Source organism: Flexilinea flocculi (assembly GCF_001192795.1).
GTDB classification, from domain to species: domain Bacteria; phylum Chloroflexota; class Anaerolineae; order Anaerolineales; family Anaerolineaceae; genus Flexilinea; species Flexilinea flocculi.
In genome coordinates this window covers 84,581-105,744 of the sequence record NZ_DF968179.1, presented here as the reverse complement: position 1 = coordinate 105,744, position 21,164 = coordinate 84,581, and the positions used below count along the sequence as shown (strand labels likewise).

Sequence of the window (21,164 nt, the reverse complement as noted above, 5' to 3'; positions counted from 1 at the left end):
GGTTTCGCATGAAGCTTAAAATCCATAAGAACAACATAGAATTCTTTTCATATTTCAAATTGCGGGTCAGTATTTCCAAAGCGATACAAAATTATCAATTTCTTTTCGAATTTGTAGAGAAAACTTTTAATCGATTTTTTGAGTTCTGCATATAAAAGAAATCAGAATTACATTCTTCACTTATTTCGAATCGTTGATATTCTTAAAAAATTATCGAAATTCCTTCCTGTTATTGATTATAAGAGTTTTTATAAGGTTGTAACTACAGTAACAGCAGCATTTCAAAAAGCCGATTCGCTGTCCCTGTCACCGGATGAATTATTTCGCATCACTGTTAGTCCAGAATATTCATGGGCGAATGGGCACTTTTCTCTATCATAGCAAAACGCAAATTGATCAAAATGACCGGTACGATATTGTATAATCAAACTAATTACCGAGTAATACTCGTACTGAATTGCAATCGCTTTCAGATCTGAGAATACCTGGAAAATTGATGCTGAATTCAATTTATCAGGCAAATCGATAGTTTGTCATAAATCTGAAGCGATTCAAATGGATGTTTTAGCTTAGCAAAAACAGTAAATCATAATATGAAGAGAATTAATCGTTGTTCTTATGGTTTTGCGCTTCACGTAAAACCATAAAAACAACAAATTTTCTTGGTTGATTCAAAAAATCAATCCATATTGCGAGTTGCTGTTACTGAAAAGAATATCGACAGCTATGATATTTGTGAGGAGGACAAGATGAAAAAAAACAACCTTTTTATTATTCAATTCATCGTTATGTTTCTGTTAATCAGCTTCTCCAATCCGACAGTTACGGTTCAAAAAATGAATATTGATTCAAAAGCCGAGGGAATTGAAGAAGAATCTCCAAAAGGAATCATCTATTGGCAAAAATTACTGTTTAATGCCAAAGATCCTTCTGAGTATCTTGGCAAACCGGTAGAAATTCTTGGATTTGTATACCGCCATGAAGAAGATCCAGAAAACATTTTTTTTGTTGGCAGATTGCTGTTAGATTGCTGCTATGATGACGCTTTACCACAAGGATTGCCTGTTTTATTGGAAGACAATGCGAAATGGGAAAATGATCAATGGATTTTGGTGAAAGGAAAATGGGATCGTATTAAAGTCGGAGACAAAGAAAGAAATGTAATCCTGCCTGAAACAATTGAAAAAGCTGAAATCCCGGATGATCCCTATATTTATTCTGAATAGAGGTATATGCTAAAAAAACACTTGATTTTATCCCTTCTGTTTTTCTGCCTTTTGTTATTTTTCACCGGTTGCAGTAAAACATCGAATCAAAATTCAGAAAAAATGAAAGTCGTTGCAGTAGAAAATTATCTGGCAGATATCGTCAAAAATATTGCAGGCGACAGAATGGAAGTGGATTCCCTTTTTCCGATCGGAGTCGACCCGCATTCTTTCGAGCCATCGGTGCAGGATGTCTTAAAAATTTCAAAAAGTTCTGCGATCGTCATTAACGGCGGAGGTTTGGAACCATGGATTGATAAGGTTCTGACAAGTGTGGCTGAGAAACAACCGATGATCGTTGCATCGCAGGGACTTCAAACAAGACAGGAAGCATCTGATGAAGAGTCCCATGACAATCAAACAGAACATACTCATGAAGCGGGTGATCCGCATTTCTGGCTGGATCCAGTTCTCGTTATTCAATATGCAAAAAATATCCGTGACGGACTCAGTGCGTTGGATCCTGAAGGCGCATCCATCTACGCTCAAAATGCAGACTCTTATATCAACAAATTGGAGGATCTGGATAAAGAAATTCGGAAAGCAGTTTCTGAAATTCCAGCAGAACAACGATTAATTATTACGAATCACGAAAGTTTCGGTTATTTTGCGGATGAGTACGGTTTTAAGATCGTTGGGACGGTTTTAATGAGTTCAAGTTCAATGTCGGATCCCTCTGCCGGTCAATTGACCACTTTGATCAATCGGATCAAGGAAACCGGTACGCGGGCATTGTTTCTTGAGACAGGCAGCAATACTGCATTGGCAGAACAAATTGCCAAGGAAACCGGGATCAAATTGATCACAGATTTATACACGCATTCTCTAACCCCGTCGGACGGTGGAGCACCCACTTACCTGGAAATGATTCGACACAATGTTAACACCATCGTTGAAGCGCTGAAATAATCAGGAAAGAAAGAACTTGAATCCAATCGAATGAAAAAAATTTTAGTCTTTGTGGTCGCTTATCAGGCAGAAAATTTTATTGAAAATGTGCTGGATCGAATATCCGCACAAATCAACGATTCATATTATTATGAAATTTTAGTAATCGATGACTGCTCAAAAGACAGAACGTATGAATTGGCACAAAAATTTGCATTTGCCCATCCGGAAATAACGATAACCAACCTGTATAATCCAATCAACCAGGGATATGGTGGAAATCAGCAAATTGGATATCTTTATGCAATTGATCACCATTTTGATGTGGTTATTCTTTTGCATGGAGACGGTCAATATCCTCCCGAATACATCAACGAGATGGCTGAACCGATCCTCAATGGAGATTTCGATGTGATGCTCGGATCGCGTATGAAAGTAAAGACCGATGCATTACGTGGCGGAATGCCGCTGTATAAATGGATTGGCAACCAGATTTTGACCTGGTCTGAAAATGCATTATTGAAACAGAAGTTAAGCGAATACCATACAGGATTTCGAGCGTATAAAGTCGATGTGCTGCGCCAAATACCTTTTCAGTTCGACTCAAAATACTACGATTTTGATACGGATATCATTATTCAAGTAGCCGATAACCATTTTCGAATCGGTGAGATTCCGATCCCGACAAAATACGGCGATGAAATCTGTCGGGTCAACGGAATGAAATACGCGAAAATGATCATGAAATCCTGTATTGAATCCCGCATCATGCGCTTCGGTCTCTTTTATAATCCGAAATTCGATTATGAAATCAACAGCCAGGAACAGTCATTATATGAGGGCAAGTTTGGTTTATTCAGCTCTCATCAATTCACAGTTGATTTGCTTCCTTCCGGCGCTACAGTCTTAGATCTGGGAGCCGGACCTGGTTATATGGCAAAGGCATTATCGGAAAAAAATATTTCAGTAACCTCCGTTGACAAGATTATCACAGAAAAGTTGGAAAAATATTCCCAAAAAACAATCCAGGCAGATTTGAATCATCTTAATTTCTCAGAAATAAAAGGTCAATTTAACTACATTTTATTGTTGGATATACTTGAATTTTTAGATTCACCAGAAAAACTGCTTCAAGAGATACGGGAATCGTTTGCTCCCGATCATCCGAATGTCGTCATCTCAACCGGAAATGTTGCTTTTTTTATCACCAGATTCAGCTTATTCTTTGGCAAATTCAACTACGGAAAATTAGGCATTCTAGAAATGAAAAAGAAGCGTTTGTTCACACAGAATTCTTTAAAACGAATGTTAAAGGACAATGGATTTCAAATTTTGTCAGTTAAAGGGATTCCGGCTCCTTATCAAAAAGCGATACCCAATCATAAAGGGCTCTCATCATTCCTGCAGCATATTAACAATTTCCTGATTCACATTTCAAAAGGGTTGTTTGCCTATCAGATCTTAATGACAGCCAAACCATCCCTGACACTGCCGCAGTTGTTAGAAAATGCGAAACAACAAAAGCAACCTGGCTAGTAATCTAAGATTTTATCCGGTCTTTCGATCACAAAGCAGCGATTCGAAATACGGAAAGAACTATTAGTTGTTGTGTAATTTTTACACGGAGTGTAAAGAATTACACAACAACATTTCTTCTCTCTTTGTGTTAAAGGCATTCCCAAATTTCGAAATACTGATTAAAAAGAGACATTGTGTTGGTCTTTTCGTCTCACGATGAACATGAAGATCAAAGAACAACACAATCAACACTGTCCTATGAGTATCCTGCTAATCCTTACAGGAATTCCATCAAAAATTTGGCTGTTGTCAGCAAATAATCCCGTATTGTTTCGGGTTTACGAAAACCATGACCTTCCCCTTCATAAAGACGGAAAATATTCCGTGAGCGAATCTTTGCAATGATCTCTCTGGATTGATCAGAAGAAACCACACAATCTCGATCGCCTTGGAAAATTGCTATAGGGGTGGATATTTTTTCGGCATGAAAAGCGGGAGACCATTCATCAAATTTTTCTTTGGCTTCCGGCAGAGTCCCTACCAGAGAATCCGTATAATGCAGTTCCAATTTATGTGTGTCAGTAATGGTCTGATAGAGGTTTGTGACCCCATATAGAACGATTCCGGCACGAAAAGAATCAGGATAACGAATTAACACATTGTAGACGGTGTAACCGCCTGCGCTGCTTCCCATTAGAAATATACGCTGGGGATCCGCAAATCCCATCTTTGTCAGCACCGCTGCACCGGTAATTGTATCCTCAACATCATACTCTCCCCAATGTCCATTCAGGGATTCCAAATAAGATCTGCCGTATCCATGGCTTCCGCGATAATTCACCTCCAGCCATCCAAATCCTCTGGATGTAAAATATTGTATTTCTGGATACAAAGCCAGCTCTGCTTTTCCGGTAGGACCGCTGTGGGGACGAACAATCGCCGGCGGAAGACCTTGCCAGGAAAAATTCGGATTTAGAGGGGGATAGTAAAGACCGTAAATTGTTGTGCCATTTTTCGCTTCCCAGGACAACTCGCGCGGTTTTGAGAAATACTCCAGCGGTAAATCATCAGAATTTGTTCGAAAAACGATGAAAATCTGATTGTGATCCATGCAGATAACCTGCGGAAAGGTAGTTGGACTTGATGCAATCGCGGCAATTTTTCCTTCGGTTTTCGAAACGGATACTGTATGAAAGATCGTATAATCAGGAATTTCAAGCAGTTCTTCCGATCCGGATTTAATATCTTTTATCCACAATGTATTTTTTGGACCATAGATTTTTGTATACAAAATACGTTGATTATCACCAAACCAGTCATAAGAGTGAACGCCCTGACTGAAAGCAGGATTGGAGAGTGAAAAACGTTCTCCATGTATGACAATCCGTTCTGACCCATCTTCCAGATCGACCAAAACTAGATCTTCCCATTCTCCATTTGAACGAATAAAACTAAGTAGTCTACTATCTGGTGAAAACTGCGGCTGACTTGCAGGGAGAAATTCGCCGCCGCTGACGATACGCATGGTAATAATTCGGCTGTCGGAGGGATCGATTTCAGCCAGCATTACTCTGGATGCCTGCCACGCCATATGAGGATGATCCCATTCCACCCAGGAAAAATAACGTCCGTCGGAGCTCCAGGTTGGCTGCATATAAAAGTCAGAACCTTTAATCCACAGAACAGGCCAGGATTTGTCTGCAAGCGAAAGCAGCGCAATGCAATCATTTTCACCATCGCTGCAGATATATGCTATGAAACGATGATTCGGAGAAATCACAGGGGAAGCTGTCGCATACCGGTCATTTGTTAATTCCTGGATCAATGATCTGCCAAGATTTCTCATGCAAAGCCCCTTTTCACCCGCTGCAAAAAGGATCCTGCCATCACGGATATCAAAGTCACCGCCGCCATATCCCACCGATCCACCTACAGCATATCCGCCGCCGAGTTCCCGCAACCCATTTTGTAAGCTCCATGCATTGAGAAAGCTTTTTCCATCTTTGGATCCAGAAAAAACCAGTGTGTCAATGGAATTTTGTGTATCCCATTTGATCTCGGATATTTTGCCGCGATGGGTTACAAATTCTTCATCAACAGGGGTCTGCCATAAACCAAACGGGATTTTTTTCATGAAAACCTCCTGCAATAATTCGAAATATCGACTTACTATTTGAATCAATCGGGAAATACGTGCTATCGTGATGGTTTCGGGGAAAGCCATCACGATAGCAAAGAATTCTATTCACATTTTTCATTAATGGCGATAATTCAAGATATTCGATATTTGGATTAACCATTCGAATAAGGTATCTTCCTGATTGAAATCGCTGATTAAAAAAAGCGCTTACGCGCTTTTTTTATAAAACATTCCATGGATTGACGTAACCGCCAGCATACCGTACCTCAAAATGGAGGTGAGGCCCGGTCGAGTTTCCTGTACTTCCGCCATATCCGATCACTTGTCCCTGAGAAACGCTCTGTCCGCAGCCGACTGAAGTCGAGCTTAAGTGGGCATAAAGCGTTTGATATCCATTTCCATGATCCAACATGACCATAATTCCATAACCGCCGCTGATTGGACCGGAATAGATCACAGTTCCGCTATCTGCAGCATAAATCGGCCCACCTTCTACTGTTCCCAAATCAACTCCCAGATGACCTGACCAGAAATCGTTGCCTGTTAAGGTATGGTTTGCAGTCGGCCAGACAAAAGAGCCACTTCCATATGCCTGATAATCCCAAGAACAGCCACCAGGTCCGACAATACTCTTCTTCACACCGGAACCTTTTGAATAATCGAAGACAATCGGATTGATCACGGCAGTTTCCCGATAACCACCGGGAAGCATCAGGTAATCACCGGGCTTAATCTGCGGATTGGTGATGTCCAGATAATTTGCCGGATAAGCAAGAATATCCTTTACCTCTACGCGATACTTATCGGCAACTTTCTGCAATACATCGCTTTCTTTCCATTTGTAATAGATTCCGTCACCGGGGGGAATAATAATTTCATCACCGATTGAGATATTTTGAACATCATCATAAAGCACATCATAATTCGCCCATAAAACACTTTCGGGTTCCAATCCATACTTTTTCGCAATGCCATAGATGGAATCTCCCGCCTTGATCGTATATTTTACCGGTTCCATATTCCCGCGATCCGGTTTGTTTGTCGTCAGGTCGGTTTTTCGGTTGAGTGAATTCGGTTCATCAATCTTCAATTCAGCCAGGGAATCCGGTAAAGCCGGATTCGACTCGACCTGAACAGCCAATTGCGATCCTGGATTTTTTGATATTCCGTTCTTATCGGTTGTCCCACGAATATAAGGGGTTCTCTGAACCATGACAACTCCCATGAAAAAGACACAGATCAGAGCAAACACCCATAATGAAATTGTGATCCACGCCGGAAGTCCCGATTGACGATTATCCGGCTTCATGGATTTAAAACTCACATACCCTCCGTCAAATTCTCTAAGAATTCAAGATTCGTTTTGGCCTTTGACATTTTTTGAATAATGGCCTCTGTCGCTACCGCTGTATCCATTCCAGCTCCCTGTGGCGGCTGTCCAATCATTTGCATATACATCCGACGCATCAACCAGACACGAGGCAGCAAATCCGGACCTAAAAGTAATTCTTCTCGTCTTGTTCCAGATTTTTCAATATCGATAGCAGGGAAGATGCGTCTTTCCTGCAGTTTTCTGGAAAGATGAAGTTCCATATTGCCGGTTCCTTTGAACTCTTCATATACAACATCATCCAATCTGGATCCCGTATCGACCAATGCAGTCGCCAATATCGTCAGTGATCCGCCTTCCTCCAAATTTCTTGCTGCTCCGAAAAAACGTTTTGGAGGATACATCGCGGAAGGATCCATACCACCGGAAAGTGTACGTCCGGATGGATTTACTACCATATTATAAGCCCGTGCCAGCCTGGTTAAGCTATCCATAAGGATGACAACATCCTTGCCGATTTCTACCAGTCGTTTCGCTCGATCCAACGTAATTTCCGATGTGCGAACATGTGAATTAACCGGTTCATCAAACGTTGAGGCCACAACTTCTGCATCGACAGACCGATCCATATCGGTGACTTCTTCCGGCCGTTCACCAATCAAGGCAATGATTAAATGAACATCCGGATAACTGGATGAGATTGCATTGGCAATTTGTTTTAAAATGGTTGTCTTTCCAGCTTTAGGCGGAGATACAATCATTCCACGCTGTCCACGGCCGATGGGTGCAATTAAATTAATTAATCGGGAGGCTAAACTGGCATGATCATACTCAAGATCAAAACGTTCTTCCGGGAAAATCGGTGTCATAGACTCAAAAGTCTTTCGGTGTTTTGCTTCTTCCGGAGTAAGGCCATTAATAGACTCGACTTTTAATAATCCATAATGTCTTTCGGATTCCCGTGGAGGACGAACCAAACCGATTACCTGATCGCCGCCCCTCAAATCATATCGTCGTAATTGTGCCTGGGATACATAAACATCTTCGGGACCAATTTGATAATTTGCCCGCAGAAAGCCAATCCCTTCATTCATGATTTCCAGAATTCCGCCTCGAATTTCGACTCCTTCTTTTTCACCTTCAGCTTGCCGAATTCTGACAACCAATGCATCTTTTTTCATCCGCTGAGAATTTGGAATTTCCATATCCTTAGCGATTTTTCGCAGTTCTGCCAGCGTTAAATTATCCAAACCTTCTGTCTTCATATATGTTTTTCTATCCTATGTGTTAAATTTATTAAATTTGAGAACAAAATTCAGAACTGAGGAGACACAGTTCAATTAAAGACAAACTGATGAAACATCATCGATCGTGTTTTTCAATAAAACCGAAAGTACAAACCAGTATATTATTCGTAAAAAGCGTAAAAGAAATTTATGGGATATTGTCCATCCAAATTTTAAAGATTAATGGAGAAATTTGGTTTGATGAGCAAGATAGTTACCTGATGAATTCTCCGAAAGCAGGCTTCCCTCAGATCAGAGAAAAAAGAAACAAAGTCTAAATGAATCCGTTTTTCAACCGGATTTTAATTATTATAGCATTATTTCAATCGAATTGTAAAGAAATTTTGAATTCTCAGTAAATCTATCAAGAAAATAGAGAAAATATTGTTGTTGAAAGGCATTTTCTCACTACAAAAACACCTTCAACAACGAATAGTCTCTTTTCATATTCTAAGTCGTTTTTAGAATTCCGCTATTTGCTGCCTTTTCTAAATAAAACCTTATTAGATTGAACTGATAGTTTATCATTGTGGAATTTTAAGCTGCGGAATACTCTTCCATTCTGACAAAAGTTCCTTCACTCTTGGAAAATCTTTATAAAAGCCTCTGTATGATTCCGGAAGCATCGCCGCAATTCTGCACATCACTTCATCTGTACTTTCGCGCAGTGATTTCTCCCGATTTTCCGGATCAATCTTCGGAAGAATCACGGGTGGACTGAATCGGATTGTGATTCGCGGTTTTCTGAAATGTAGAAAATCATTCATAAAATGTTCGGTTCCAGTGATACTTGCCGTACAAACAGGCACACCGGCTTTTACAGCAAGCATTACAATTCCTGTTTTCGCCTCCAGAAGCTGTGCGTTACGGCTCCGGGTTCCCTCCGGTGCTAAAACAAGCAAATTTCCTGATTTTATCCATTCAAAAGCTTTTTTAAAGGCCTCAAAATCTGCTTTTGAGCGATCGATCCAGATCATATCTGTATGGTCACAGATATATTTAAAGAGCCACCATTTTTGATATTTATCAGCAACTAGCGCCGTCCAGTCTAAACGGTAATCCGTTGCGCATAATAAAGGAAAATCAATGCGGCTCATGTGGTTCATGGCCAAAATCAACGGGCCGTTCTTTGGAAAAAACTCCAGATTCTCAATGGTCACATGAGTCAATATGCGATAAAGCGTATTAAATATTTTAAATGCTGAATCACGATTAATAAAACTTTTCAGAATGATCCTCTCTTTCTGATGCCAAAAATATTTTAATAGAAAATAATTCGAAATATAGACCTGTCGGTTGAATCAACCAAGGAAGCAAGTCTATATTTCGGATTACTGAATATGTAAAGTCACTTTTCGTTTTTAATTCGATCAGTTGTAAAAACTTTCAAACTGTTGTGTTTTATTTTGCTTTCTCTTCGATTTTTATACTGAGGATTTGATCACCCTGTTCTAAAGACTCTACAATGTCATATCCTGATGAAATCTTACCGAATACAGAATATTTTTGCGAAAGATCATCTAATTGTTGTTGTACTTCCGCTTCAACCATTTCAGCAGTCAGCTTTTTCTCATCTTTCAGATTTGCATTGGCATCATTAATGGATTTTTCATAATAATCATGTAAGTTATATGTGAAGAAAAACTGGCTGCCATTCTTATTGGCTCCGGAATTCGCCATTCCGACCATGCCCGGTTCACCAAATTTGGCATCACTGACCTCATCAGCGAAATAATACCCAGGAGTTCCTAAACCGGTTGCACTGGGATCACCTGTTTGAGCGACAAAATTCGGAACAATTCGATGGAAAGTGTTCTTATCATACCAGCCGTTAGTTGCAAGGAAGACAAAATTGTTGACGGCAAGAGGTGCTTTATCTGTGAACAAATCAAATGTGATCTGTCCTTTGGATGTATCGACAACAGCGCGATAGTCTTTTGAAGAATCCAGTGTCAAAGCAGGACATGAATTGAATACGCGGCTCTGAAGTTTAAATAAATTCAAATATTTTTTTAAAGCTTCTGTGTCCAAAGATCCCTGATATCCATTGAAATTCAGAAAAATTGACGGAGTTCCAGTGATTAATTGGCTGCCATCATCTTTTACATAGGATAATACTTCGTCATAAGCTGCGTCGATTTTCTGATGAATTTCTTCACTCTGATAATCTTTCAGCCATTGATCATAGTCCAAGTCAGGTATTTCTGTTTTAAATTTTTCTTTCAGCCAGGAATCAAAAGCCTCGATCGACTCAAGAACAGACCATTCATTTTGAGTTCCATAAAGGAATTCTTCCGCTTCAAAAAAGTATCCCTGCGCACCGGCGGCATCCGCAGCATAAGCAGCGGTTGGCGCTTTATCATGAAAACTTAATGGAAAATGGCGGTAAACATACCGAACATCATTCGGAAACTGTCGTTGAAAGTCGATTAATGCAATACCGGCTTGTGAACAATATGGGCATTGAAAATCCGCATATTCTAAAATCGTCAGCGGTGCATCTTCCGGTCCTGTACTCCAGTCCGTATCGGAAATGGGAGGAAGAATCTTTGAAACTTTTTCATTTGGGCCTAATGGACCGACAACGTTACACGCAATTGAACCGGAGGCTGTTTCGCTCGGCTGAAACGCAGTCCATTCATCTTCTGCCGCAGCGGAAAAACAAATCGTGATAACGAGCATAAAAACAAAAATGATTGACGTTAATCCTTTTTTTTGCATTTGCAAGAATTCCTTTCATTTATCCATATGACGCATATTGATTACGTTATTGTAAATCACCGTTTCGTATTTTGTTAGTTTATCTTTGTATTAACAAATACTTGATTTTTTTTACATAATTGATCAGTAACTCGGATTGTGGAAAAGCTTTTTATGATGAGTAAAGATAAATTTATTATTCTGTTATTTATTTTTCTGCGGAAAACCGACAGAATAACAAGTAATTCTCTGCTCATACAACAATTCTAAACATGGCTTACCTTTTCGAATTGCTGCTCCTTATAATAAACTTGCCGTTCCGGATTGAGATAGTCAGCGTTTTCTTCTAACTTGAGCAGAGAATTGTTTTTCTGAATTGATTCATCCGATCATGGAGTCGCCGTCTGATTTCTTCATGAACCAAATTTTCCGGCTGATCCGCATTGATCACTTCCCACCGCATCGGACATTCCTCAACCAAAGACATATAACCATCGCGGACTCGCTGATGGAAGGTCAATTGATAATCATCCATGCGATTCCATTCAACGTTATTGGAGATTCTGCGCTGAAGCCCTTTCTCAGCCGGAATATCCAAAAGGAAGGTCATATCAGGCCACAAATTGCCTGTTGCAAAATTCAGTAATTGCTTGAGTGTCTGTTGATCAAAGCCATGCCCAAAACCTTGATAGGCCAGGGTGGAATCGGAGTACCGGTCACTGATAACGATTTTTCCTTCACGTAGCGCCGGACGGATAACTTCTTCCACTAACTGTGCCCTTGCTGAACAAAAAAGCAAAATTTCTGTCCGCGGAAACATATTCTTGTTACGCAAATTCATCAATACTTCACGGACTTGATTGCTGATCTCAGTACCTCCCGGTTCACGGGTTGTAACGACATCATATCCCTCATCCATCAATATATGGACAATTTTTTGAACTTGCGTTGTTTTTCCGGAACCGTCAGGTCCCTCAAAGGTAATAAACATCGGTCACTCCGGATTTTGATAGATTCGAATTCGACGCATCGGTTCTTTTCCATAGGATTGAGAAATCAACCCGGCTTGCTGGACCATTTCGTGCTGCATATGTCGAATAGAATGGTCTGCAGGTGAAAGATCAATCCATGATGCCTGACCGCTCAACACCTTTTGAATTGCGGATAACGTCTCTTTCTCAACGGTGTTCCAGTCAGTTGCCTGAATATTTACTTTAACGTCAAAAACATTGGCAAGAGAGTATTCCATTTGATTAATCGTGTTCGAACGCAGGACATAAATGGGTATATTTCGCGCTTCGGCATCCAGTATGACCTGCTGGCGATCCCGATAATAAGGCTTCAAGGTCATAAAAATATCAGCTTCTTCAATACTATTCACAATGCGAATCGGCACTTGAATTCGTTCAGCAGCTTCCATCAGCCGATTTCGAGCCACTCCATGGGGGAAAATTTTTACAGGTTCTGAAACCATGCCACCTGGCTTGTAATCCAAAAAGCCATCCATCGAAATATTTGAATCAGTTTTTTTGCTGTTTGTCCTGGTCAGATTTTCAGGATTGGTTTTGAATGAATCGAGTTGTTTTCGGCTTTTGCCTGAAATTTGAATAATATTATATTTTTGGCGGGATTTCTCGGTTGTATCATTTACGGAAAATCCATTTCCATTTCCTTCGAGGACTGGAGCTGGTGCTTTTTCACGGACAATATCGCCTTTATCTGTTTTTCTTCTTAATTCGGGATTCAATTCAATACCCCGAACCAGGGCATCAACGGCCGCTGCCACATCCGGATAAACAATAATACAATTTCTTTCTTTTATCTCAACCAACACATCAAAAGTCGGGGGAGAGCGCCGCTCAAGAACGGTCTTTTGTGTTCCGCGTCTTTTTGCTTCCTCATCCGATAATGTAACAGATTCAATTCCGCCAATAAGATCGGATAACGTTGGATTCATCAGCAAATTGTTAAGCGTTCGGCCATGAGCTGTACCGATCAATTGTACACCCCGTTCAGCAATGGTTCGTGCTGCGGTAGCTTCCAGTTCACGTCCAATTTCATCAATCACAATCACTTCCGGATTATGGTTTTCAACAGCCTCGATCATAACCTCATGCTGCAATGCCGGCTTTGCTACCTGCATCCGGCGAGCTTTTCCTACAGCAGGATGCGGAACATCCCCATCACCGCCAATCTCATTGGAGGTATCTACGATCACAACACGATGGTTTTCAGCTAAAACACGGGCTGCTTCCCGCAGCATAGTCGTTTTCCCAATACCGGGTTTTCCAAGTATCAAGATACTTCGCCCGGATTCAACAAAATCCTGGATAATTTCCAGCGTTCCAAAAATTGCCCGACCCACACGACATGTAAGACCAATGATTTTGCCTTTTCGATTTCTGATTGCAGAGATTCGATGCAGCGTTCGTTCCATGCCGGCACGATTATCCAGATCAAAGTCACCGACATTCTTGACGATATATTCGATCTCCTCAGCAAGAACTTCCTGTTCGGATAATTGAATTTCTTCTTTCACATAACGCGCAGTTGGTGGCCGTCCGACATCCAGAACAATTTCGACCAATTCATCAAAATTACCTATTGTATGAATTGGAAAAGATAGGCGTTCCGGTAAAATTGCTACAAGCGCATAGATATCATCTAAATTATTATCGTAATTTTTCATTATTTCTTTTCGATCGCATGGTATTGATGCGGTCCTATCGGTTGTAATTTTTTCTGATCAAACGCAAATGACATAACTTCATCAGTTACTTTTACAGTGAGGTTTTTCACATAAATAATCTGTTTCATTTCAATTTGAAATCCCTCAGACAATAAGGATTCAGTCAGCCAGGCTTGAAACCCGGGAATTGCCACTCGAATCTCAATTTCTGGACTTTGACAAACCCATGAAGCCAATTGCACCAATAAATTGCCAGGATTTTCTGCTTCCGGATGAAATACTGGTTCAATGTAGACCTGTTTTTTGAATAGTTCAATTTTTGCACAAAGAATAATTTGATTATTTTTCCTGAGAATATAAACCTGGTTATTGCTCCAATTATTGCCAATTTGACGAATTAATGGCGGGATCTGCGATTGAAGGAAAAGATCGCATTCATTAAAAGGCTCGATCAGCTCTGATGTCCAATGCTCATCCGTTGGAATGGAAGAAGCACAAAGATGCCATACACACTGTCTTGAATAAATTGAAAAACCGTTCAGACGAAAAGAACTGCAAAACCATTGGTTTTCATCTACAACGGCTGCCAAATATTTCATTTGTTCATTTCCAGCGGCTGTTACTAAAAAATCCAGCAGCAACGGAAGATTGAGGTTGTCAGCTTTCTCACTGGCTATCAACCAATTAATCCAGGACGTGGTTCCTCGTCTTTCCAAACTTGCTAATCCACCCCAATAGTATTCGGCAGGTGATGTGTAACATACTGCAGAGATTTCCAGTGAAGTCAAACCGAAATAATCCAGCAGACAATTTATCAGTGAAAGCTGACAACCAGTATACCGGACTCGGTTAATCAAGCAAATAATTTTACTTTTCTTGTCAAGGAAAAAGGTCAGATCATAAATACGGAATAGTCGAACTTTAATCACAAATGCACAAGATTCCTGTTAATCTCTTCTTTTGACAATTCCAAATATCACTGCTATCACAATACCAACCAGAATCAATCCGATTCCTAAAAGCGCCATGACTGGAGAACGCCGTGTTCCGGATTGCTCTGTGCCAGTGTCCTCGAACGCTGCTTGTTTCTGTGCGCCAAAGTTGACCTGAGTCATATCACCTGCTTTTACCGTTATCGCGTAGTTCATGTTGGTTGTGGCATTATATTCATTAGGCGGTGCCACACTGATATTATATTCACCCTCAGGAACTTCAGGAAAACACAACAGATCGATTCCTGTTGTCAATCCGGTGAAGGTTTCACTTCCGCTCTTTTTTGTGACACTGACAGCTCCCCCGCCGATTCCAGATTCATTTTCTTCAGCCGTTGCATTCCCGTTGATGTCTTCAAACAGATAGATACAGAGCTGCGCATTGCCATTAAACGGTGTCGGAGTCGGAAGAATTTCAGTTGGAGTCGGTGAAGGTCCTGCGGTCGGAGTCGGTGTGCTGTATATGCCCAGCAAGATCTGCGTACCAGAAAATAACGTACAATTTTCATCCAGTTTATTGAGGCTTTTAATGGTATCGATATCAATTCCCATTTTCAGGGAAACACTCAGACAAGTATCATTATCGGTTACTGTGTAAAGGATTTTTCCATCTAAATCAGGTGTCGGTGAAGCTAAAGCCTGTTTCATTGGAGCTGCAACGACGTGGAAATTTTGATTTACTGTTACCGATAAAAACAGCAGAATCAGAAATAGTATTTTCACTCTTTTTTGGTTCATCCGGCTTCCTTTAAGCATGCTCCTAAAGCGAATTATATCATTTTTCAGTAATTCGAATTTGATACCAGTAATTCGCAACAATTCCAAATTTGGAAAGAATTATTTGTTGCTGTGTTGTTTTTGCGTTTTGCGCAAAAACAACACAGCAACGAGCTTTCTCCCTTTATTTTAAAAGAATATCCATTCTTCAAATCACTGGGAATTCATATTTCGAATGAGTAATTATTTTTTCTTTGACTTCCGGGTTTCAGCGTCTTTTAGCATAGCTTCGGCTGCCAGTATGTTTTCTTCTGAATCAGATCCTAACAACGATGCCATTTCATGAATGCTGGATTCTCGATCCATTCGCTGAACAATCGTCCTAGTTCGTCCATTGATAACTTCCTTCGACACATGGAAATGAACGTCAAAAAAAGCCGCTAATTGCGGAAGGTGCGTTATACATAGAACCTGATGATTCCGAGAAATATTCCAAATTTTTTCTCCGACAATGGAGCCTATTCGTCCGCCAATTCCCTGATCAATTTCATCAAAAACCAGTGTTGGAATCGCATCCGCACTTGCAAGCGAATTTTTCAATGCGAGCATTAATCGTGATGTTTCACCACCAGATGCGATTTTTGAAAGAGGTTTCAATCCCTCCCCAGGATTTGGAGCGATTAAAAATTCCACCTCATCAAACCCGTTTTCATTAAATACGAATCGTTGTCCTGAAGAATTCAGCAGTCCGTTCTCATCCTCACGCGTTGTCATAGAAACTTGGAATTTTGCATTGGCCATATGGAGGTCTCCCAGCTCTTTTTCAACGTCCTGACTTACTTTTCGTGCAGAAGCTATCCGTTTTTCAGATAACTGGCACGCAATCAACGACAGTTCATTCAATAACTGTTTCTCTTGTTCAACCAGATTTTCAATTTCTTCTTCCGAATTTTCCAGATGGGATAATTTTTCTTGTGCTTTCAATGCAAAACTCAAAACATTCGGAATACTTCCGCCATACTTCCTTTTTAAGCCATTGATGATCATTAAACGCTCTTCGATTTGTTCTAAGCGATGCGGATTGAATTCCAATCGATCCTGATAGTGCTGCAAAAAATCGTATATTTCATTTGCCTGTTCACTGATTGAAAAAACCGTGTCACTGACTGTCTGAATATCCGAATCATTTTTTACAAGGTTCTCAAAAGATTTTGTTAAAAGTCCCAATAGATCGATGATGCCAGGAATTTCTGTATTGTTTCCTTCCAGATACTGAATACTTTGACGGATATACTTACTCAGATTTTCAATATTCCCCAACCGATCGCGTTCTTTTATTAAATCTACTTCTTCATTTTCAGATATTTTTGCGGATTCAATTTCATTGATCTGGAATGTCAGCATATCTTTCTGACGAAGACTCTCTTCTTCGCCAACGCGCAATGATTTTAACTGCCGTTGAACGGTCTGCAATTTTTTCAGTTTCTCATGATAGACCTTCAGCAAATCCTGGTTCATCGCGAATCGATCCAATATATGAATGTGGTTTCTCGGATTCAGCAACGACAAATGCTCGGATTGCCCATGAATATCAACAAAATATTCTCCAATTTCGTGCATCACCGATAAACTCACATTATGCCCATTGATACGGGCAATGCTCCGCCCTTCAGCCCGTATTTCACGTGTCATTATCAGCTCTTCGAAATCGGTTTCATCCAACAAATCTTCGCGAAGAAGGATTTCTCGAATGACTTCTTTGTAATCCCCGCAGGAAAAAACAGCTTCAATGACTGCACGTCCTGATCCATCCCGTACAAAAGTCGGATCCGATTTGCCGCCAAGTACCATCGATACAGCATCCAGAATAATGGACTTTCCTGCACCAGTTTCACCGGTAAAAGCATTAAAACCATCAGAAAAGGTCAATTCCAGTTCATCAATGATAGCAAAGTTGTGGATTGCAATCTCTTTTAGCATAAGGAATTATCTTCGAATTGAAAAACCTTTCATATTTGACAGGATAACACTGCATAAGAGAACCAGAAAGGCAACGCCCCAGCCAATTTCAAGTGTATTACTGAATAATAAACGAAAATTTCCAACAACAATGGATTGTAAGATACGAAAAACGTTGCTGAGTAATGGAAGACCGGCTCCAATACCTGCTGCAATGACGGTTACATGATTTAACGTGGAGGACCGCCTTTTTTGGGTGACAGCACGCACCAGTTTCACCACCAGCATCCCGATGGAAGGGCCAAGCAACAGTGCGAAAATTCCGGATAATATACGGAGCACTATTAAGAAATATGAACCCGCCAATCCAAGAATAAAGGCAATCAATCCTGCAAAGATATAATCCCGCGGGATACTGTTATTAAATCGTCTCTGTTGCTCTTTTATACATTCTTTGCAGCGATATCCGGTAGGAGTAGACACGGCACAATCCAGACAAATTGGACGTCCGCATTGATTACACCGCAGTACAGTCTGGCGGTTTGGATGTTTATAGCATGTTTGAATGTGATTTGTATTCGAATTCATGATTTATCTCTTACAGCGCTTGGATTCCGCTGCATATATTGAATGAAATTTTGGTAAAAAAAACCGTTATCCCGAAATCGGATGAATTGAGCAGAGTATTCGGAAGAAGAGACGCATATGCGATCATCCTCAGACAAAATTACACCTTTTGCACCATCCGGAGAAAAAACGGTTTCGTGATCTGCTGCAACGGAAATATCGACCGTTTCACCTTCCTGTAAAATCAAACCGCGATCCAGACACAGATGCGGAGCAATGGGAATTACCAGCATATTTCGTAACTCAGGTTGAAGAATCGGTCCTCCTGCAGCCATCGCATACGCTGTAGATCCGGTAGCAGTTGAGACAATTAACCCGTCCGCAACATAATCGGTCAGAAGGTGGCCGCTGACTTTGACATTCACTCGAATTGGCCGCAGTTCTGCCCCGTGTGCAACCACTGCATCATTCAGCACCTCCCATTGCAGCAGATTACTGAATTTTCTCTGTAGTTCGACATGAAGCATCATCCGTTCTTCAATTTTCCACGATCCATCCAACAGTAATGGGATCATTTCATGCCACTGATTTTGCTGAACTTCAATCAGAAATCCAAAACTGCCCATATTGATCCCGCAGATGGGAACATGCACAGGAGCGCATAATTTTCCAGTGCGCAACATTGTTCCATCCCCACCCAGCGTAATTACCAGATCATAGGGTTCACTCTGTAATATTTCGCGGAATCTTGAATCATATAAGGAGAATCCTTCCGCCGTAACGGTTTTCCCTCCGGCAGACGAAATCTCTTTTACGATTTTCATCGCTTCGAATTTTGCTTCCTGTAAACTCGGAGCCCAGGTAACAGCGATTCGTTCAGGCTTTTTTAATGGCGGTTTCATTTGTTTTCAATTTCTATTTTGTATCAGTTCTTTTCAGAGATAGTCATAACCATCTCTCTTAAATCGTCATTCTGATAATGTTGCTATAAATGATTATTTTAATTTTTCTTTTCAATTGTATACGAAAATTTTGTTTCCATCGTTGTGATTCAGTTTTACCCAGTAATTCCTATGAAAATAGAATTCAATTTTCTTTATCGGAAGTGTAATTTCTTTCATCTGCTGTTCGAAATATGGATGGATCTGTCATTGCGATCATTGAGAAGCAATCTCTTTCCGGATGGCGCTTTGCCCTACATGTGCCGGGGAGATTGCCACGCAATGACAGGTTCCTTATAGCAATTCGAATTATGGGAGGGATTATTCGTTGCTGTGCTTTTTTGATCCATAAATAATGAAGGCGCATTATCTCATCGAATGAAATAATACGCCTCACAATAATCCGTAAGTGCTGAATTTGTAGAGTCAGGATCGTTTTTCAGAAAATGTATCAACCGCTGACTGGAGCATTGTTTTTAGTTTTTCTTCTCGCAGGCTGAGCGTCAAATCAGCTCTTGTTCTTTCAACAATTCCGCGAAGTAAATCTGTCTGTCTCCGTAATCCATTGGTTACTGCATCCGGATAATCCATTGTGATCATGATGGAATAGATATCATCCATCAGACTTAAAAGTTTTTCAGCATCATCCGAATAGCCCATACGCAGGATATCCATACAACGGCGGCGCAACTCCCCCGGTGTCTCCGCCATGCCCCGTAAATACGTTGCATAGGGAATTTTCAATTCTTCGGGAGTCGGAATCATTTCTCCTTCAATCAAGGCGCAAGTTAAACTTGCTTCACAGAATTCTTTAATCGCATCCTGTGTATACCCCGCATAATAAAGATCGGGAAATTCACTCAATCCGTTCTGCAATTTTTCAACAATCAATTTTGCTTGATTCAAATGATGATGGGCTAATTCATTTTCATTTCGATGAATAGCCCTGATCGAATTTGCTGCATGTCTGGTTAATTCGCGTGCCAGTGTTAAAGCTGTATCACGTGCAGAAGTTCGAGCTTCAAAATCTTTATATGCCAACTCAGCAATTTCTAATATTTTTTCTGATGTGTTCATTAGAATGGAATGTCATCCTCTTCTATAGAAGGTTCGCTGTATTCCGGGAAACCGCTTGAATTATTCGCTGTCCCTTCGCTTTCGGAGCGGGTTGCCAGAGAACGAATCGTCACGGCATTAATTTCATAAGAAGCAGAGGTTGTTCCATCGCTTCTATTCCATATTCTTGGTCCGCCTGTCGTTGTATCCGGAACCAAACGGCCTTCAATCAGGACTTTGTTCCCCTTTTTTAAATAAGTATTCGCATATTCAGCTAATTTTGACCAGCAGCTTACTCGGAACCAAATCGTTTCTTTGACAGCTTGTCCCTGTGCATTGCTATATTGACGGCTTGATGCCACACTAAAGGATGTTACCGCTACACCTGAAGGGGTATATCGCATTTCTGGATCACGTCCGATATTTCCGGCCACAATAATTGTATGAAACATAATTTTTTCCTCCTACTCAGTCTATAGAGCCAAATCCAGTTATGTCAATTGTATCAATAAAGTCAATAATACAGATAGACATCCAGCAGGTAGAAATATAAGAAATTCGGAGAAACGAATACGGATGATCGAAAAAATTAAAGACTTGTACCTTTTAATTAATGATGTTCCATTTGAAAGTAGTTGAAAACAAGTCAAATGGAGTGGATGAAACCTGTCTTTGTTATTACCCTGGAGGGACGAGTCCGTAGGGGTTAAGCAATCTCTTGACACATAGAAGAATCGATTGTTTCATCGAGCTGACACACTCCTCGGAATAACAGATTAACCCATGAATGATTTATTATATAAATCTTCAGCACAAAACAAAAACGCAACACAACATCATGTATTTGTGTGCATTATTCGAAGTACTGCCCCGTATTTCGAATTAGTGACAGACATCCAACGGTTCGAAATAAAGAACTTAATATTTGATTCGAATTGCTGATGAGGAATAGACAGGTATGATAATCTTTTCTGGTTGTGGGGCGAAAAAAATATAAAAAGGAGTGCCGCCTTCACATTTTTTCTCAAAAATATAAAGGCGGCATGGAAAAAGATAAAAAGAAGAATTTTGCTTTTGCTGTCCCTGGTCACTATTATATTACATTCGTCATATAAT

General features: G+C 40.4%; 17 protein-coding genes. 3 read left to right on the top strand and 14 right to left on the bottom strand.

Annotation, left to right across the window (positions count from 1 at the left end; all coding sequences use genetic code 11):
- Positions 1-749: 749 nt before the first annotated feature.
- The 3 genes from ATC1_RS00445 to ATC1_RS00435 are packed head-to-tail and all read left to right on the top strand — an operon-like array spanning position 750 to position 3,689.
- The gene (locus ATC1_RS00445; RefSeq protein ID WP_062276951.1) at positions 750-1,226 is read left to right on the top strand and encodes a TIGR03943 family putative permease subunit; all 477 of its coding nucleotides are present in this window, start codon (positions 750-752) and stop codon (positions 1,224-1,226) included.
- Positions 1,227-1,232: 6 nt separating this feature from the next.
- On the top strand, positions 1,233-2,174 hold the full coding sequence (locus ATC1_RS00440) for a metal ABC transporter substrate-binding protein (protein WP_062276948.1): 942 nt from the start codon (positions 1,233-1,235) through the stop codon (positions 2,172-2,174).
- Between the two features lie 30 nt (positions 2,175-2,204).
- Positions 2,205-3,689, top strand: a complete 1,485-nt coding sequence (locus tag ATC1_RS00435) for a bifunctional glycosyltransferase/class I SAM-dependent methyltransferase (RefSeq protein WP_062276945.1) — start codon at positions 2,205-2,207, stop codon at positions 3,687-3,689.
- 259 nt (positions 3,690-3,948) lie between these two features.
- Here ATC1_RS00435 and ATC1_RS00430 read toward each other — a convergent pair whose 3' ends face one another.
- The 14 genes from ATC1_RS00430 to ATC1_RS00355 all read right to left on the bottom strand — a co-directional run bounded on the left by ATC1_RS00430 (position 3,949) and on the right by ATC1_RS00355 (position 20,500).
- Positions 3,949-5,805, bottom strand: a complete 1,857-nt coding sequence (locus ATC1_RS00430) for a S9 family peptidase (protein WP_062276943.1) — start codon at positions 5,803-5,805, stop codon at positions 3,949-3,951.
- 226 nt (positions 5,806-6,031) lie between these two features.
- Positions 6,032-7,135 carry a M23 family metallopeptidase gene (locus tag ATC1_RS00425; RefSeq protein WP_062276940.1) on the bottom strand — a complete coding sequence of 368 codons (1,104 nt, stop codon included), beginning with the start codon at positions 7,133-7,135 and terminating at the stop codon, positions 6,032-6,034.
- Positions 7,132-8,406 carry a transcription termination factor Rho gene (rho, locus tag ATC1_RS00420; RefSeq protein ID WP_062276937.1) on the bottom strand — a complete coding sequence of 425 codons (1,275 nt, stop codon included), beginning with the start codon at positions 8,404-8,406 and terminating at the stop codon, positions 7,132-7,134. The genes ATC1_RS00425 and rho overlap by 4 nt, the downstream gene beginning before the upstream one ends.
- A 545-nt stretch (positions 8,407-8,951) precedes the next feature.
- A complete protein-coding gene (locus tag ATC1_RS00410) occupies positions 8,952-9,587 on the bottom strand; it encodes a lysophospholipid acyltransferase family protein (RefSeq protein WP_172667683.1) in 636 nt (211 codons plus the stop codon).
- Between the two features lie 241 nt (positions 9,588-9,828).
- Entirely contained in the window at positions 9,829-11,148 is a 1,320-nt protein-coding gene (locus ATC1_RS00405; protein ID WP_062276928.1) for a peptidylprolyl isomerase, read from the bottom strand.
- Between the two features lie 325 nt (positions 11,149-11,473).
- Positions 11,474-12,118: a dTMP kinase gene (gene tmk / locus ATC1_RS00400; RefSeq protein ID WP_062276925.1), complete on the bottom strand. Its 645-nt coding sequence runs from the start codon at positions 12,116-12,118 to the stop codon at positions 11,474-11,476.
- 3 nt (positions 12,119-12,121) lie between these two features.
- Positions 12,122-13,816, bottom strand: a complete 1,695-nt coding sequence (locus ATC1_RS00395) for a R3H domain-containing nucleic acid-binding protein (RefSeq protein ID WP_062276922.1) — start codon at positions 13,814-13,816, stop codon at positions 12,122-12,124.
- Entirely contained in the window at positions 13,816-14,745 is a 930-nt protein-coding gene (locus ATC1_RS00390) for a hypothetical protein (protein ID WP_062276919.1), read from the bottom strand. The genes ATC1_RS00395 and ATC1_RS00390 overlap by 1 nt, the downstream gene beginning before the upstream one ends.
- An 18-nt stretch (positions 14,746-14,763) precedes the next feature.
- Positions 14,764-15,546 carry an SdrD B-like domain and LysM peptidoglycan-binding domain-containing protein gene (locus ATC1_RS00385; RefSeq protein ID WP_062276916.1) on the bottom strand — a complete coding sequence of 261 codons (783 nt, stop codon included), beginning with the start codon at positions 15,544-15,546 and terminating at the stop codon, positions 14,764-14,766.
- A 222-nt stretch (positions 15,547-15,768) separates the two neighbouring features.
- Positions 15,769-17,505 carry a DNA repair protein RecN gene (gene recN, locus ATC1_RS00380; RefSeq protein ID WP_062276913.1) on the bottom strand — a complete coding sequence of 579 codons (1,737 nt, stop codon included), beginning with the start codon at positions 17,503-17,505 and terminating at the stop codon, positions 15,769-15,771.
- 6 nt (positions 17,506-17,511) lie between these two features.
- Positions 17,512-18,072: a B-box zinc finger protein gene (locus ATC1_RS00375; protein ID WP_062276910.1), complete on the bottom strand. Its 561-nt coding sequence runs from the start codon at positions 18,070-18,072 to the stop codon at positions 17,512-17,514.
- A complete protein-coding gene (locus tag ATC1_RS00370; RefSeq protein ID WP_062276907.1) occupies positions 18,069-18,953 on the bottom strand; it encodes an NAD(+)/NADH kinase in 885 nt (294 codons plus the stop codon). Before ATC1_RS00370 ends, ATC1_RS00375 begins: the two co-directional genes overlap by 4 nt.
- Before the next feature lie 465 nt (positions 18,954-19,418).
- Entirely contained in the window at positions 19,419-20,069 is a 651-nt protein-coding gene (locus ATC1_RS00360) for a translin family protein (protein ID WP_062276900.1), read from the bottom strand.
- Positions 20,069-20,500, bottom strand: a complete 432-nt coding sequence (locus tag ATC1_RS00355; protein WP_062276898.1) for a single-stranded DNA-binding protein — start codon at positions 20,498-20,500, stop codon at positions 20,069-20,071. Before ATC1_RS00355 ends, ATC1_RS00360 begins: the two co-directional genes overlap by 1 nt.
- Positions 20,501-21,164 lie beyond the last annotated feature (664 nt).